General features: G+C 68.1%; 10 protein-coding genes. All 10 read right to left on the minus strand.

Translation table 11 applies throughout. The features are described from left to right. Window positions 1-107: 107 nt before the first annotated feature. The 10 genes from OG627_RS10955 to OG627_RS11000 all read right to left on the minus strand — a co-directional run bounded on the left by OG627_RS10955 (window position 108) and on the right by OG627_RS11000 (window position 13,857). Window positions 108-755, minus strand: a complete 648-nt coding sequence (locus tag OG627_RS10955) for a hypothetical protein (protein ID WP_329063878.1) — start codon at window positions 753-755, stop codon at window positions 108-110. Then, the gene (locus tag OG627_RS10960; RefSeq protein ID WP_329072562.1) at window positions 748-1,290 is read right to left on the minus strand and encodes a SigE family RNA polymerase sigma factor; all 543 of its coding nucleotides are present in this window, start codon (window positions 1,288-1,290) and stop codon (window positions 748-750) included. The genes OG627_RS10955 and OG627_RS10960 overlap by 8 nt, the downstream gene beginning before the upstream one ends. Window positions 1,291-1,582: 292 nt before the next feature. Further along, window positions 1,583-2,719 carry an ABC transporter ATP-binding protein gene (locus OG627_RS10965; RefSeq protein WP_329063880.1) on the minus strand — a complete coding sequence of 379 codons (1,137 nt, stop codon included), beginning with the start codon at window positions 2,717-2,719 and terminating at the stop codon, window positions 1,583-1,585. Between the two features lie 25 nt (window positions 2,720-2,744). After that, window positions 2,745-3,806 carry an ABC transporter ATP-binding protein gene (locus OG627_RS10970; protein WP_329063882.1) on the minus strand — a complete coding sequence of 354 codons (1,062 nt, stop codon included), beginning with the start codon at window positions 3,804-3,806 and terminating at the stop codon, window positions 2,745-2,747. Between the two features lie 10 nt (window positions 3,807-3,816). Further along, complete coding sequence (locus tag OG627_RS10975; RefSeq protein WP_329063884.1) at window positions 3,817-4,794, minus strand: ABC transporter permease; 978 nt, start codon at window positions 4,792-4,794, stop codon at window positions 3,817-3,819. A gap of 114 nt (window positions 4,795-4,908) precedes the next feature. After that, complete coding sequence (locus tag OG627_RS10980) at window positions 4,909-6,708, minus strand: ABC transporter substrate-binding protein (protein ID WP_329063886.1); 1,800 nt, start codon at window positions 6,706-6,708, stop codon at window positions 4,909-4,911. A gap of 102 nt (window positions 6,709-6,810) precedes the next feature. Then, on the minus strand, window positions 6,811-7,782 hold the full coding sequence (locus tag OG627_RS10985) for an ABC transporter permease (protein ID WP_329072564.1): 972 nt from the start codon (window positions 7,780-7,782) through the stop codon (window positions 6,811-6,813). A gap of 584 nt (window positions 7,783-8,366) precedes the next feature. Continuing rightward, complete coding sequence (locus tag OG627_RS10990; protein ID WP_329063888.1) at window positions 8,367-8,951, minus strand: hypothetical protein; 585 nt, start codon at window positions 8,949-8,951, stop codon at window positions 8,367-8,369. A 259-nt stretch (window positions 8,952-9,210) separates the two neighbouring features. Then, window positions 9,211-11,085 carry a translational GTPase TypA gene (typA, locus tag OG627_RS10995; protein ID WP_329063890.1) on the minus strand — a complete coding sequence of 625 codons (1,875 nt, stop codon included), beginning with the start codon at window positions 11,083-11,085 and terminating at the stop codon, window positions 9,211-9,213. 342 nt (window positions 11,086-11,427) lie between these two features. Then, complete coding sequence (locus OG627_RS11000; RefSeq protein WP_329063892.1) at window positions 11,428-13,857, minus strand: ABC transporter family substrate-binding protein; 2,430 nt, start codon at window positions 13,855-13,857, stop codon at window positions 11,428-11,430. Between the last annotated feature and the right edge of the window lie 161 nt (window positions 13,858-14,018).

Here is a 14,018-nt window from a genome sequence, read left to right on the forward strand (position 1 = left end):
TAATGCCTCCCAAATACACCCCATACAGTGACGAACCGCACCTTTATGGCGGCTGTACGGGCGGTCAAACGGCAGTGGACGGACCGCGGCGATCCTGAGGGAGGGCACTACGGCAAGCGGTCCTGCTCCTCCACAACCGAGATCCAGGTACTGCCGTGCTCGATGGACACCCGTAGCCGGGGTCCCCCCTTCGTCACTCCTTCGTAGTAGGTCTCCGCGCCCTTGCCGTGCCGGCTCAGTCCGCAGTTGGTGAGAGCCTCCCGGTAGACAGCGAGATCCTCGGCCGTCTGGTCGGCGTCGGAGTAGTCGATGACACGCTGCCGGGCGACGCCCCCCTCCTCGCTGTCGAACCAGCGGGTGTACCGCACCTGATCCGACGGCTCCACCTGGTCCGACGGCACCACGAACGGGCAGACACCGTTGATGCCGGCGACCGGGAGCGACTCGTCCCAGGACCAGTCCGATTCCTCCCAGCGCATGGCTTCGAACTGCGGCAGATCCCTGCCCTCCAGCAGCGTGACCTGGCCGTTCTCGATGTACGGGTTCTTCTCGGCGGGCGAATCGGCCGGCCGCACCGAGTCTCCGCCCGGCCCCGGCACCATCGCCCACGCCGTGCCCGCCATCACCATCGCGGCGAACGTCGCCACCGCGCCCGTCCTGCGGCGGGCCCGCCGCCGCGAACCGCGGGCCCGCACCTCCGCGGCGCTCGGCATCCGTATGGCCACCTCGTCCAGCAGCTCCTCGGCCTCAGCCATGGATCACCACTCCCTCACGCTCACGCCGTACACCGGAATCGGCGAGCCGCTCGCCGAGGATCTTCCTGGCCCGGCTGAGCCGGGTCCGTACCGCACCGCTCGACGCGCCCGTCTCCCGCGCCACCTGCTCCACCGGGAGGTCCAGCAGATGGTGCAGCACCACCGCCTGCCGCTGCTCCGGCGTCAGCTCACGCAGCGCGGAGATCAGCTCCACCCGGTCGGCCGACAGACCGGGCAGATCGGGCTGCGGCCCGTGCCGGAACTGCGCCCGCAGCCGGTTGCGCGTCCTGCGCCAGGTGCTGATCGCCAGCCGCATCGCGACCGTCCGCACCCAGGGCAGCGGATCGCCCTCCCGGGTCAGCCTCGACCAGCGCTGCCAGGCCCGCACATACGCTTCCTGGACCGCGTCCTCGGCCTCCGCCAGGTCGCCGGTCGCCGCGTACACCGCCGCGACCAGGCGCTTCGCCGTGGCCGCGTAGAACGCGTCGAACTCCTCCGACGCACTCGGCCCCTCCGCACCGTCGGCGCCGCGCACCCGCACCGGCCCGGTCGGTCCGAGCACTCTGCCCGGCCCGGCCCGTCCGGCCGGCCCGATCGTTCTGTCCGCTCTGAACGCCCTGGTCACCCCGTCCGCCATCGTCCCCCCGTCCCGATTCCCTCACTCGTTTCTGCCTCTGCTACAAACACGCCCGGGACCGGCGGAATGTTACGGACGACTTTCACGGCATCCGAACGGCACACGAGAAGGGCACACGAGGACGGCACACGAGAAGGGCCCGCGCCCGGGGACATCCCCGGGCGCGGGCCCTTCTCGTACCACCGACGGATCACTCCCCGTCGGACAGCTCCTTCTCGATGGCCGCCAGCGCCGGGTCGAGCACGACGTCCTCCTGGCGCGCCCCGGTCGAGGGGTCCTCCGGGAAGTGGCAGGCCGTCAGGTGTCCGCCCGCGCTGTCCGAGAGCTGGACCAGCGGCGGCTCCTCCGTCGCGCACTTGTCCTGCGCCTTCCAGCAGCGCGTACGGAACCGGCAGCCGGACGGCGGCATGATCGGCGAGGGAACGTCCCCGGCGAGCCGGATCCGCTCCCGCTTGTCCAGGTCGATGTCGGTCTCGGGCACGGCCGACAGCAGGGCGTGGGTGTACGGGTGGCGCGGACGGTTGTACAGGGAGTCGCGGTCCGCGACCTCCACCACCTTGCCCAGGTACATCACGGCGACGCGCTCCGAGAAGTGCCGCACGATGGCCAGGTCGTGAGCGATGAAGACGAAGGCGATCCCCAGGTCCCGCTGGAGGCCCTGGAGGAGGTTGACGACCTGCGCCTGGATGGAGACGTCGAGCGCCGAGACCGGCTCGTCCGCCACGATCAGCTTCGGCTCCAGCGCGAGCGCGCGGGCGACACCGATGCGCTGGCGCTGACCGCCGGAGAACTCGTGCGGGAAGCGGTTGTAGTGCTCCGGGTTGAGACCGACGATCTCCAGCAGCTCCCGCACCCGCGCCTCACGGCCGCCGGGCGGCTTGATGCCGTTGATCTCCATCGGGCTGGAGATGATCGTGCCGACCGTCTGCCTCGGGTTCAGCGACGCGTAGGGGTCCTGGAAGATCATCTGGATCTCGGACCGGATCGGCGCCAGCTGCCTGCGGCCCGCGTGGGTGATGTCCTGGCCGTTGTACGTGATGGTGCCGCCGGTCGGCTCCAGCAGCCGGGTGAGCAGCCGGCCGGTGGTCGACTTCCCGCAGCCCGACTCGCCGACCAGGCCCAGGCTCTCGCCCGGGTAGACGCTCATGGTCACGCCGTCGACGGCCTGGACAGCGCCGACCTTCCGTTTGATCGGAAAGCCGCCGTATATGGGGAAGTGTTTGGTCAGCCCCTTCACTTCGAGCAGCGGCTCGGCCGAGGTCGAGGCGGCACCGCGCTGCGGCGAAATCCCGGCGGCGGCGGTGGTGGTCGTGTTCTTCTCGCTCATGGTCATAGCCCCAGTTGCCGGTACATCAGCCCAGCCGGGGCTGAATCTTCTCGATGAATACCTGCTGCTTGCGGTCCGCCGGCAGATGGCAGGCGGAGCCGCGCCCTGCGGGCAGCAGCGGGCGCTCGTTCACGCAGCGGCCGCCGTCGACCAGGTCGACGTAGTCGCAGCGCGGGTTGAACGCGCACCCGGTGGGCGGGTTCAGCAGGCTGGGCGGGGTGCCCGGGATGGGCCGCAGCGGCTCGTTCACATCGGAGTTGAGCCGCGGCATCGAGCCGAGCAGCCCCCAGGTGTAGGGGTGCTGCGGCGCCTTGAGCACCTCGCGTACGGAACCACGCTCGACGGCCTTGCCCGCGTACATCACCAGCAGGTCGTCGGCGAAGTTGGCCACGACGCCGAGGTCATGGGTGATCAGGATGATCGCGGAGCCGAACTCCTGCTGAAGGTCCTTGAGCAGGTCGAGGATCTGCGCCTGGACGGTCACGTCGAGGGCCGTGGTCGGCTCGTCGGCGATCAGCAGCTCGGGGTTGCACACCAGCGACATGGCGATCATGGCGCGCTGGCGCATACCGCCGGAGAACTGGTGCGGGTAGTCGTCGACCCGGTTCTTCGGGTCCGGGATGCCGACCTTGCCCAGCATCTCGATGGCCCGCGCGCGGGCCTCCTTCTTGCTCGCGCCGGAGTGCTTCATGTACGGCTCGGCGATCTGGCGGCCGACGGTGTAGTACGGCGACAGGGCGGTCAGCGCGTCCTGGAAGATCATCGCCATCTTGTTGCCGCGGAGCTTCTCCAGCTGCTTGTCCGAGGCGTCCGTCAGGTCCTGGCCGTCCAGCAGGATCTCGCCCTGGATGTCGGTGTTCTGCGGGTTGTGCAGTCCCAGGACGGACAGGTTGGTCACCGACTTGCCCGAGCCCGACTCCCCGACGATACCGAGCGTCTTGCCGCGCGCCAGGTCGAAGGAGAGCCCGTCGACGGCCTTGACGATGCCGCCCTCGGTGGAGAAGTGGACCCGCAGGTCGCGCACCGAGAGAAACGCGTCCGATCCGGTGGGGGCGGCGGCGTCCTCGGTCTTGGTGAGTGTGGTCACGGTCGTTCTCCTAGGACAGACGCACGCGCGGGTCGATGATGGCGTACATGGCGTCCACGATGACATTGAAGAAGAGGATGAAGGCGGCGCTGACGATCATCACGCCCATGGTGAGCGGGAGGTCCTTGAGGATGACCGAGTCACGGGCGAGCCGGCCGATACCCGGCAGTCCGAAGGTGATCTCCGTGACCATGGCGCCGCCGAAGAGCGCGCCGAGGTCCATGCCGAGGATGGTGACGATCGGGATGAGCGAACCGCGCCACGCGTAGCGGAAGAAGACGTAGCGGCTGCTCATGCCCTTGGCGCGGGCCGCTCTGACGTGCTCTTCCTGGAGCTGCTCGATCATGGTCGACCGGGACATACGGGTGTAGTTGGCGGTGAAGATCACCGACATCACGAGCCAGGGGATCAGCAGGCCCATGAACCAGCCGCTCGGGCTCTCGGTGAGCGGGACCCACTTGGGCTTGTCCAGCCAGCCGGTGCTGTAGACGAAGAGGCCGAGGACGACCGGGCCGAGGAAGTAGATCTGCATCGAGCTGAGCACCAGCGAGGCGGAGCTGAACACCTTGTCGATGTAGGTGCCCTTCTTCCACGCCGCGATCATGCCCGCGCTCAGGCCGACGATCAGGAAGACGATGAGTCCGCCGACGGAGAGGGACAGCGTCAGCGGGAAGCGGTCGACGATGGTGTCCCACACCGGCTGCTGGTTCGCGAAGGAGACGCCGAAGCAGGGGGCCGCGCAGTGGCCGACGGCGAAGTCGCGGCCGGCGAAGATGCCGACGATGAAGTTCCAGAACTGCACCGTCACGGGCTTGTCGAGACCGAGGTTCTGGTGGATGACAGCCAGCGCGTCCGGAGTGCAGTTCTTGCCGCAGGCGAGGAGCGCCGGGTCCTGCGGGATCGCGAAGAACATGAAGAACGTGACGGCACTGATCAGAAACAGTGTCAGAACCGCGCCGAAACTCCGGCGCAGAAGAAATTGAAGCATGGCTGGTCGCTGCTCTCAGGACGGCGGCTGTGAGGGGGTCGAGAGGAGAGGATCGGCGGTCCGGGGGTGCGCACTCCGCCGTGTGCGCACCCCCGGAACCTGCCTACGCGGTGCTTACTTCTTCAGGAACAGACGCGTGACGTCGACGTAGCTGGAGTCCGACGAGTAGCGCGCGCCACCGACGTTGGAGCCCACGATCTGGAACACCTTGGTGTAGTAGATCGGCGCGGCGGGGTTGATGCGCTCGACGATGTCGTGGTGCAGCGCGGTCCACGCCTTCTGGGCCTCGGCCGGGTCCGTGATCTTCAGGACACGGGCGATCTCGGCGTTGATCTTCTTGTCGTTGATGTGCGAGTAGACCGACGAGCCGTCCTGGAGCTGCGTGCCGTCGTACAGCGGCGGGATGACCGTGGAGGCGCCCGCCCAGTCCTGGCCCCAGCCGGTCATGTAGAGGTCGAGACCGTTGTCGACCTTGCCGACCTGCTCGTACCAGGTGGCGGCGTCGATCTCCTTCTTGACGACGTCCAGGCCGATGGCCTTCAGCCGGTCGGCGATGACGACGGCCTGCTGCTGGCGGACCGGGGTGTTGGCGTAGGCGTAGACGACCTTCTTGCCCTCGGCGCCGGCCTCCTTGATCAGCGCCTTGGCCTTCTCGACGTCACCGTTGGGCTTCTTCTTCTTGCCGAACGGATCGTAGTCGTCCTCGTAGCCCGGGGTGGTCGGGGAGATCAGACCGGTCGCGGTCTCACCGCCGTAGGCGCCACCGTCGAGCTTGTAGATCTGGGCGCTGGGCATCGCGTAGGCGATGGCGTCGCGGACCTTCTTGTCCTTCAGCCGGTCCAGGTTGAAGTTGAGCTGCCAGACGTAGGGCGCGTAGCCCTCGACCGTGCGCTTCTTCGCCTCGGGGTCGGAGACCACGTTACGGACCTGGTTGGTGGCGATCTGACCGGTGAACATCGTGGCGTTCTTGGCATCGCCGCGGTCGGCCAGGATGGTCTTGGTCTGGTCGTCCTTGTCGTGGTTGAACTCGATGTTCCAGCCGTCCACGTACTGGTGCCGGACCGAGTCGGTCTTCGGGTCCCAGTTGGTGTTCTTGACGAGCGTGAGCGACTTGCCCGGCTTGAACGAGGAGATCTTGTACGGGCCGGTGGAGACCGGGGCCGTGTCGTACTTCTCCTTGGTGTCCGTCTTCTCGGGCACGACGGAGTAGCCGGGCATCGCGAGCGCCTGCGGCAGGTCGGGCTGCGGGTCCTTGAACTTGAAGACGATGGTCTTCGCGTCCGGGGTCGCCAGGACCGAGTCCGGCAGGTGCTTGCCCTTGTACGGGCCGTCCGGCAGCGCCTTGCGGTAGGTGGTGCCGGCGCCGGAGAGCCACTGCTGGATGTAGGTCGGGCCGTCCGTCATGAACGGCGCGTACAGCCGCTCGACGGAGTGGCGGATGTCCTTCGACGTGATCGCGGAACCGTTCTGGTCCTTCAGCCCGTCCTTGAGCGTGAAGGTCCAGGTCTTGCCGCCGTCGGACTCCTTGCCGGAGTCGGTGGCCAGGTCACCGACGACGGTCATCTTGCCGTCGTCGTCTTCCAGGTACTGGGTCAGACCGCGCTGGAGCAGCCGGTCGAGCGTCTTGGCATCGCTGACGTAGCTCTGCCCCGGGTCCAGGTGCGAGAAGTCGGCCTCCTGGTAGACGGAGATCGTTCCACCGGACTTCGCGCCCGTGACCTCGGCGGCGGGGCCGGTGGACGCCTTCGCGTCACCGTAGGCGACGGCCACCGACTGCTTGGCGGCGTCCTCCTTGCCCTTGCCCGTGTCCTTGCTGCCGCTGTTGTCGTTGCCGCCACAGGCGGTCAGCGCGAGCGAGCCGGCCGCCAGGGCGACGACGACAGCGCGTGTCTTACGCGTGCCAAAGATGCTCATGATGATGAGTACCTATCTGTCAGTAGTGATCCAACGTTGCTGCCGGTGCGTCCGGTCCGGTACCGGCGCCCGGTGGGGGCAGCGAATCCCGCAACTGGGACGTCAGCGTCCGGACTTGGGGTCGAAGGCGTCTCGTACCGAGTCGCCGAGAAGGTTGAACGCCACCACGAAGATGACCATGGCGACACCCGGGAAGAGCATGTAGAAGGGGTCCTGCTCGTAGATGTCCGCGCCCGTGGCGAACATCCGGCCCCAGTCGGGCGTGGGTTCGACGAAGCCGACCCCCACGAAGGAGAGGAACGCCACCGAGAGAATGGTGGACGGCAGCAGCAGGGTGCCCTGCACCAGGATCGGCGTGACCAGGTTGGGCAGGAGTTCCTTGCGGATGATGCGCCAGGGCGAGGCTCCGGCGATCTTCGCGGCCTCCACGAACTCCCGCTCGCGCAGGGAGAGCGTGGCGGCGCGGATGAGCCGGGAGAGCCCCATCCACCCCAGGAACGACAGCACCAGGATGATCGCGGCGGCCCGGAGGGACGTGGGGGTCTCCTCGTCGGGCCGTACGAACGCGGCCACCACCACCGGCATGGAGGCGATGAAGAACAGCTGGCTGGGGAAGCCGAGCAGGAAGTCGGTCAGCCGGCCGAGCCAGTAGTCGACCTTGCCGCCGTAGTACCCGCCGAGCAGACCGATCAGCACACCCACGACGACCATCAGGACGGTCGCGACCAGCGCGGTGTAGATCGAGGTACGCATGCCGTAGACGAGCTGCATGAAGACATCGCGGCCGAGGTTCGGCTCGATGCCGAACCAGTGGTCGGCGGAGATGCCCCCGGCCCCGCCCGTCGGCATGTTGAAATCGTCGAGCAGGTCGAGGTTGTCCTGCCCGTACAGGGTGTAAGGGTCCTTGCCGTACACCATCTTGATCACGGGCGCGAGAAGCGCGATCCCGAAGAAGAAGATGACGACAATGGCCGAAACGACCCCGGTACGGTCCCGCTTGAAGCGGCGCCACATCAGCTGGCCGGGCGAGAGTCCCGCAGGCGTCTTCGCCTCTTGGATCCCGTCTCCCGACACGTTCCCCGCGTCGGGAGGGGTGGACGCCGCGGCGTCCTCGGTCTGTACTGGACTTGTCACGATCGCTCTTCCCCCACAGGGATCACAACCGCACGCCCGACCCATTTGGCGCTTATGGCACCACGCATGGGGTCCTCCTCATGAGTCCACTGGTCACTGCGAGAGGGGCACTTGTCTACGCGCGCTGACACCCCTGACAGTGCGCCTTTTCGAGTACCCCTGGTGTGCTTTTGCTCGTGAGTCGGCGCCCCCCACAGCGCATGGCCCATTGACCCGAGCTCAATGGCCAACTATTAAGTACGTCCGGGCCGTAAACCACACTTAAAGTGTCTCGTTTTGGCAACATGCCGGGCCGAGCCCGCCCGAAATACGGACAAAGTGAGCGCAGACAGACACCCGCGAAACGGACCGTTAACACATGTTCCGGAGAATCATGTTCGACATCCGGACACATGGCCAAGGAAAACCGGTTGCGCGGAGCGTTCGACTTCGACCGGAGGACGACCCGCGCCGGAACAGCGGGACGCCCCGGCCACCCGCGCGAAGCGCGGGCGACCGGGGCGTCCGTACCACGGACCGCGGGGTCAGCAGTACTTCTTCTTGACCGTCGCGGCGAGCGAAGCCTTCGGCGGAGTCGTGCCGCACCGCAGGCCGCCCTCGGTGGGTACGGTCCAGCTCACGACCTTGCCGTACCGGCCGGTCTTGATCCACTTCGTTCCACGGTCGCAGCGGTACTGCGTGTAGTAGCCGGTGGCCTTCTTCGTGCCCGCGTACAGCACGTACGTGCCGTTCTTCGACAGCGTGTAGCTGATGGACTCGGCCTTCGTGTTGGTCTTCTTCTTCTCGGCCTTCAGCTCCAGCCCGAGATTGGCCTCCAGGCTCGCGATCCCGACCTTCCCGCTGACCTTGGTCCCCGCGGTGGCCGTCACCGAGGCCGTGACCTCGGACACCTTCTGGGCACTGAAGGTCTTGGTCGCCGTGCCGCCCGTGTAGTTCTCCACGACCTTCCGGTGCGTCACGAGCCACGGCTTGCTGGTGGACGACCAGGTGAGCTTGTTCGACCCCGGGTTGCACATCGGGTCGTTGCCCGCCGGAGCCGCCACGGCCGGACCCGCGAACGCGAGCGACACAGCCGCTCCCGAGAGCACGAGAGCCACTACTTTGCGCATGATTCCCCCATTAGCTGACGCAAATTATACGCGTCAGCCCCGTTGATGACATCGCGCGAATCAACGCGATGTGCTGAGTATGCAGGGGCATTTGAGGTTGCTCAAGTGATTTGAGGAACACTTGAGATACGAGAAAAATCTGTAGCGAACGCAATGTCGGCAGAAGCCCACAACCCGCGAAGCGGCCCGGCCCGCTCCCCCCGGTGTACGGGGAGGAGCGGGCCGGGCCGTGGTCCTGCGGGGTGCCGGCGCCGGAGGGTCAGGCGTTCTTGGCGCGGGAGGCCGCGCGGCCGCGCAGCTTCTGGTCGAGGACGACCTTGCGGATACGGACGGTCTCCGGGGTCACCTCGATGCACTCGTCGTCGCGGCAGAACTCCAGGGACTGCTCCAGCGACAGCTTCCTGGCCGGCACCACGTTCTCCGTGGTGTCGGCGGAGGCCGCACGCATGTTGGTGAGCTTCTTCTCCTTGGTGATGTTCACGTCCATGTCGTCGGCGCGCGAGTTCTCGCCGACGATCATGCCCTCGTAGACCTCGGTGCCCGCCTCGGTGAAGATGACACCGCGCTCCTGGAGGTTGACCATGGCGAACGGCGTCACCGAGCCCGAACGGTCCGCGACGAGCGAGCCGTTGTGGCGCGTGCGCAGGTCGCCGAACCACGGCTCGTGACCCTCGAAGATCGAGTGCGCGATGCCGGTGCCGCGGGTCTGCGTGAGGAACTCCGTACGGAACCCGATGAGGCCGCGGGACGGGACGATCCACTCCATGCGGATCCAGCCCGAACCATGGTTGGTCATGGTCTCCATACGGCCCTTGCGCACCGCCATCAGCTGGGTGATGGGACCGAGGTGCTCCTCGGGGGAGTCGATCGTCATGCGCTCGATCGGCTCGTGCGTCTTGCCGTCGACCTGCTTGGTGACGACCTCGGGCTTGCCGACCGTCAGCTCGAAGCCCTCGCGGCGCATCTGCTCGACCAGGATCGCCAGCGCCAGCTCACCGCGGCCCTGGACCTCCCAGGCGTCGGGGCGCTCGGTGTCCAGGACACGGAGCGAGACGTTACCGATCAGCTCGCGGTCGAGACGGTCCTTGACCTGGCGGGCGGTGACCTTGTGGCCCTTGCCCCCCTTGCCGACCAGCGGCGAGGTGTTCGAACCGATGGTCATCGAGATGGCCGGCTCGTCCACCGTGATGAGCGGCAGCGCGATCGGGTTCTCCGGGTCGGCCAGCGTCTCGCCGATCATGATGTCCGGGATACCCGCGATGGCGCAGATGTCACCGGGGCCCGCCTTCTCGGCCGGCTTGCGGGTGAGCGCCTCGGTCATCATCAGCTCGGTGATCCGGACGCTGGACATCGTGCCGTCGCGCTTGATCCACGTGACGGTCTGGCCCTTCTTCAGCTCGCCCTGCTCGACGCGGCAGAGCGCGATACGGCCGAGGAAGTTGTCGGCGTCCAGGTTGGTGACGTGGGCCTGGAGCGGCGCGTCCTCGTCGAACTCCGGGGCCGGGACGTGGGCCAGGATCGTGTTGAAGAACGGCTCCAGGCTGTCGCTGTCGGCCGGGACCGTACCGTCCTCCGGCTTGGTCAGCGAGGCGACGCCGTCCCGCGCGCAGGCGTAGACGATCGGGAACTCGATCTGCTCCTCGGTCGCGTCCAGGTCCAGGAAGAGGTCGTACGTCTCGTCGACGACCTCAGCGATCCGGGAGTCGGGGCGGTCCGTCTTGTTGATGCACAGGATGACCGGCATCTTCGCCTGGAGCGCCTTGCGGAGCACGAAGCGGGTCTGCGGAAGCGGGCCTTCCGAGGCGTCGACCAGCAGCACCACGGCGTCCACCATCGACAGACCGCGCTCTACCTCACCACCGAAGTCGGCGTGGCCGGGGGTGTCGATGATGTTGATCGTGATCGGGTCGCCACCGGTCTTCGGGTGGTACTTCACGGCCGTGTTCTTGGCCAGGATCGTGATGCCCTTCTCACGCTCCAGGTCGTTCGAGTCCATCATCCGGTCGTCGAGCTGCTCAGCGGCGTGCGCGGCGAAGGCGCCGGCCTGCTTCAGCATGGCGTCAACCAGAGTGGTCTTGCCATGGTCGACGTGGGCGACGATGGCAACGTTACGGATGTCGTGGCGCGTGGGCATGCTGGCTGGAGCTTCTCTCGATCGTGGGTGCGGCGTTGTTTTTGCTCGTACGCCCGCCGGGCGGAGCAGCCACGGCTCGTCCCATGGTACGGGGCTGAGGCGTCGGGGGCTTCCCGGCCCGATCGGAGAGGTGTGCGTCAGGGTGCGCGGGGGCGTGGCACGGGGCTGGGGTGTGAGGAGGAGGTGCCCGGGTCGTGGACGGATACGAGCTTGCCCGCCGGGCGGGCCGGCGGGCAAGTCAATTGATGGGTTTCTGAGCTTGCGAGGCGGGTTTGACCTGCCTTTTCGTCTCCGGTTACGGAGCCGGTCCCGAAGCCTTCGTCTGCTCTTCGCCCGTTCTTCTCACTTCTTCTTCGGGTCCTGGAGATCCGGGCCCGAGGCACCGGCCTTCCGGTAGCCGATGTCCTGGTAGCGCGGTGCCTCGAAGCCGAAGGCGCCCGCGTTCCGCAGCCCCGGCTTGGCGGCCACCAGCTGCGGACGCTGGTAGAGGGGGATGGAGCCGGCGGCGGCCCAGATACGGGCGTCGGCCTGCCTGACCAGGTCGCGGGCCTTGCCCTCGTCCAGCTCGGAGGCCGCGTGCTCGAAGAGCTGGTCGATGTGGTTCGTACCGACGCGCGTGTAGTTCTGCTCCACCAGCAGCGATCCGTCGCTGGCGGGTACGGGCTTGGCGTAGATCGGCCGGCCGTCGGTCGCCGGGTAGGCGGTGGCGGGCCAGGAGTAGAGGGCCAGGTCGTAGTCGCCCGAGGCGATGTGGTCCTTGAAGTAGCTGTCGTCGGAGACCTTGGTGATCTCCGTGCCGATCCCGATGCGGTCCAGCATCCGCGAGATGCGCTCGCCGACGGCGCGCAGCGACTCGCCGCCCTCACCGGCGGGCAGGACGAAGCGGAGGGTCAGCGGCTTGCCGTCCTTGCCGAGCGGGCCGCTCTGCGGGACGGCTCCCGAGGCTTCGGGGGCGGGGGCCGCCGTGCCGCGCGGGGCGTAGGCGCCCGCCATGCCGCCGGGCTTCTTGTCGTGGCTGTCCTGGGCGGCGTTCACCGTCTGGCCGCGGACCTCGGAGTCGTCGGCGCGGGCCGCCTGGTGGAGCAGCGCCATGCCCTGGACCGCGGCGGTGCGGGCGGGGGCGAGGACATGGGTGGCGGACTCGGGGCGCGGACCGGCCTGGCGGGGCTTGTCGTCGCCGACGATGTAGGTGCCCTCGTCGGACGCGGCGTCGGAGAGGGCGTCGGAACGGGAAGCGGACGCCGAGCCGGAGCCGGATCCGGAAGCGGAGGATCCGCTCTTGTCCTGCGACTTCTCGTCCTTCTTCTCGTCCGAGGACTCGTCCTTCTTCTCCCCGGCCTTCGCGCCCTGCCCCTCGCTGCCCGCCTTGGTCCCCTCGCCCGTCTTCTTCTTGTTCGCCCCGCCCGGCGTCCAGCCCGCGTCCGCCAGCAGCGCCTGCGCCTCCTGGGTGTCCTGCTTGCCGAGCGCCCGGCTGCTGTCCGCGTACGCGTGCTGGCCGAGCAGCGCCAGATGGCTTCCCGGCGGCTTGGCCGGCAGCCCGAGCGGCTTGAGCACGAGGTCGGCCAGCTCCTGGCGGTCCAGCGCGCGGGCCACGGCGCGCCGTACCCGCTCGTCGGCGAGCGGGCCCGACTCGCCGTTCAGGGCGAGCTGCGTGTAGGCGGGCTCCAGCGACTTCCGTACGGCGAAGCCGCCCAGGCCCTTCTGCTCCCGGGCGTACTTCGCGACGGCCTCGGCGTTCCGGGCCCTGATCTCCTGGGCCTCCTCGGCCTTGTCGTCGTCCGAACCGTTGGCCTCGGCCCAGGAACGGAGGGCGGAGGCCGGGGTGATGTCGGCGCCGGGGCCGTGCGTGAGCGGCCGCGAACCGCCCGATCCCTTGTCCTTGTGCGCCAGGGCGATACGTTTCGCCGCCCCGCTGTCGATCTCCGCGATGTCGAGCTTGCCGTCGGCGAGCGCGGCCGCGCGCTTGCCCCTGGGCACCGCTCTCAGCACGATCGAGTCGAGCTTGGCCGGCTCGCCCCACCAGCGGGGGTTGCGGGCGAGCGTCGTTTCCTTGGCCCCCCGGTCCACCTTCTTGACCAGGAAGGGGCCCGCCGTGATCTTCAGGGCCTTGCGCGCTCCGTCGTTGAAGGCGTTGGGCGTCCCCGTGACGTCCTTGGGGTACAGGGGGCTGAAGAGGGACTTCCAGTCCGCGTACGGCTTGTTGAAGGTGACCCGGACCTCCAGGTTGTTCGCGCCGCGCTCGATCTTCTCGATCCGCTCGTACCCGGCGTTGCGGGCCGTCCAGTACGCGGAGTCCTTGCCGCGCAGCGCGCGCCACTGGGCGACGAAGTCCGGCGCCCCGATCTCCCGGCCGTCGCTCCACACCGCCTTCTGGTTGAGCTTGTAGAGCACGACCTGCTTGGGCTCGCGCTCGACGACCTTCGCCGACTCCAGATAGTCCGGGTTGAGCTGGGGCCGGCCGCTCCGGTCGAGCGTGTGGAGGGACGGCAGTACGGCGTCGGCGATCCGGCCGGTCGCGGCGTCCGCGTCGGCCTGGAAGGCGTTGAGGGTGGCGGGCACGGTGTCGACCGCCCAGTGCACGGTGCCCCCCTGCTCGACCCACTTCCGCGCGGCGGGTGCGACATCGGGCGCCGCGGCGCCCTTGGTGCCGTCCTTGTCGTTGTCCGAGGTGCACCCGGACAGGACGGGCAGGGCGAGGACACCGGTGGTGAGGAGCGCGACGGAGCGGAGCGTTCGGGAGCATGTCCTCCCGCGCGGGCCGACGTGGGACATGGCTGTTACCTCTTCGTCCTGTTTGTGGAATTTAGAGATGATCACACCTATTGCCCACCCACTGAAGGTGACCGAACGGAAGGGGCCGCGCAGACACGGCGGTACGGCGGCGAACGCCACCCGTGCGGCCCAACGACGGCCCCCGCGCCGGGCGCGCGCCG

The sequence above is a fragment of the Streptomyces sp. NBC_01429 genome (assembly GCF_036231945.1).
In the GTDB taxonomy this organism is placed as follows: Bacteria; Actinomycetota; Actinomycetes; order Streptomycetales; family Streptomycetaceae; genus Streptomyces.

Bases quoted from the DNA above. Each gene is read 5' to 3' on its own strand.
- OG627_RS10955 (WP_329063878.1), bottom strand. From the start codon at position 755: ATGGCTGAGGCCGAGGAGCTGCTGGACGAGGTGGCCATACGGATGCCG.
- OG627_RS10965 (WP_329063880.1), bottom strand. From the start codon at position 2,719: ATGAGCGAGAAGAACACGACCACCACCGCCGCCGCCGGGATTTCGCCG.
- OG627_RS10975 (WP_329063884.1), bottom strand. From the start codon at position 4,794: ATGCTTCAATTTCTTCTGCGCCGGAGTTTCGGCGCGGTTCTGACACTG.
- OG627_RS10980 (WP_329063886.1), bottom strand. From the start codon at position 6,708: ATGAGCATCTTTGGCACGCGTAAGACACGCGCTGTCGTCGTCGCCCTG.
- OG627_RS10990 (WP_329063888.1), bottom strand. From the start codon at position 8,951: ATGCGCAAAGTAGTGGCTCTCGTGCTCTCGGGAGCGGCTGTGTCGCTC.
- typA (WP_329063890.1), bottom strand. From the start codon at position 11,085: ATGCCCACGCGCCACGACATCCGTAACGTTGCCATCGTCGCCCACGTC.
- OG627_RS11000 (WP_329063892.1), bottom strand. From the start codon at position 13,857: ATGTCCCACGTCGGCCCGCGCGGGAGGACATGCTCCCGAACGCTCCGC.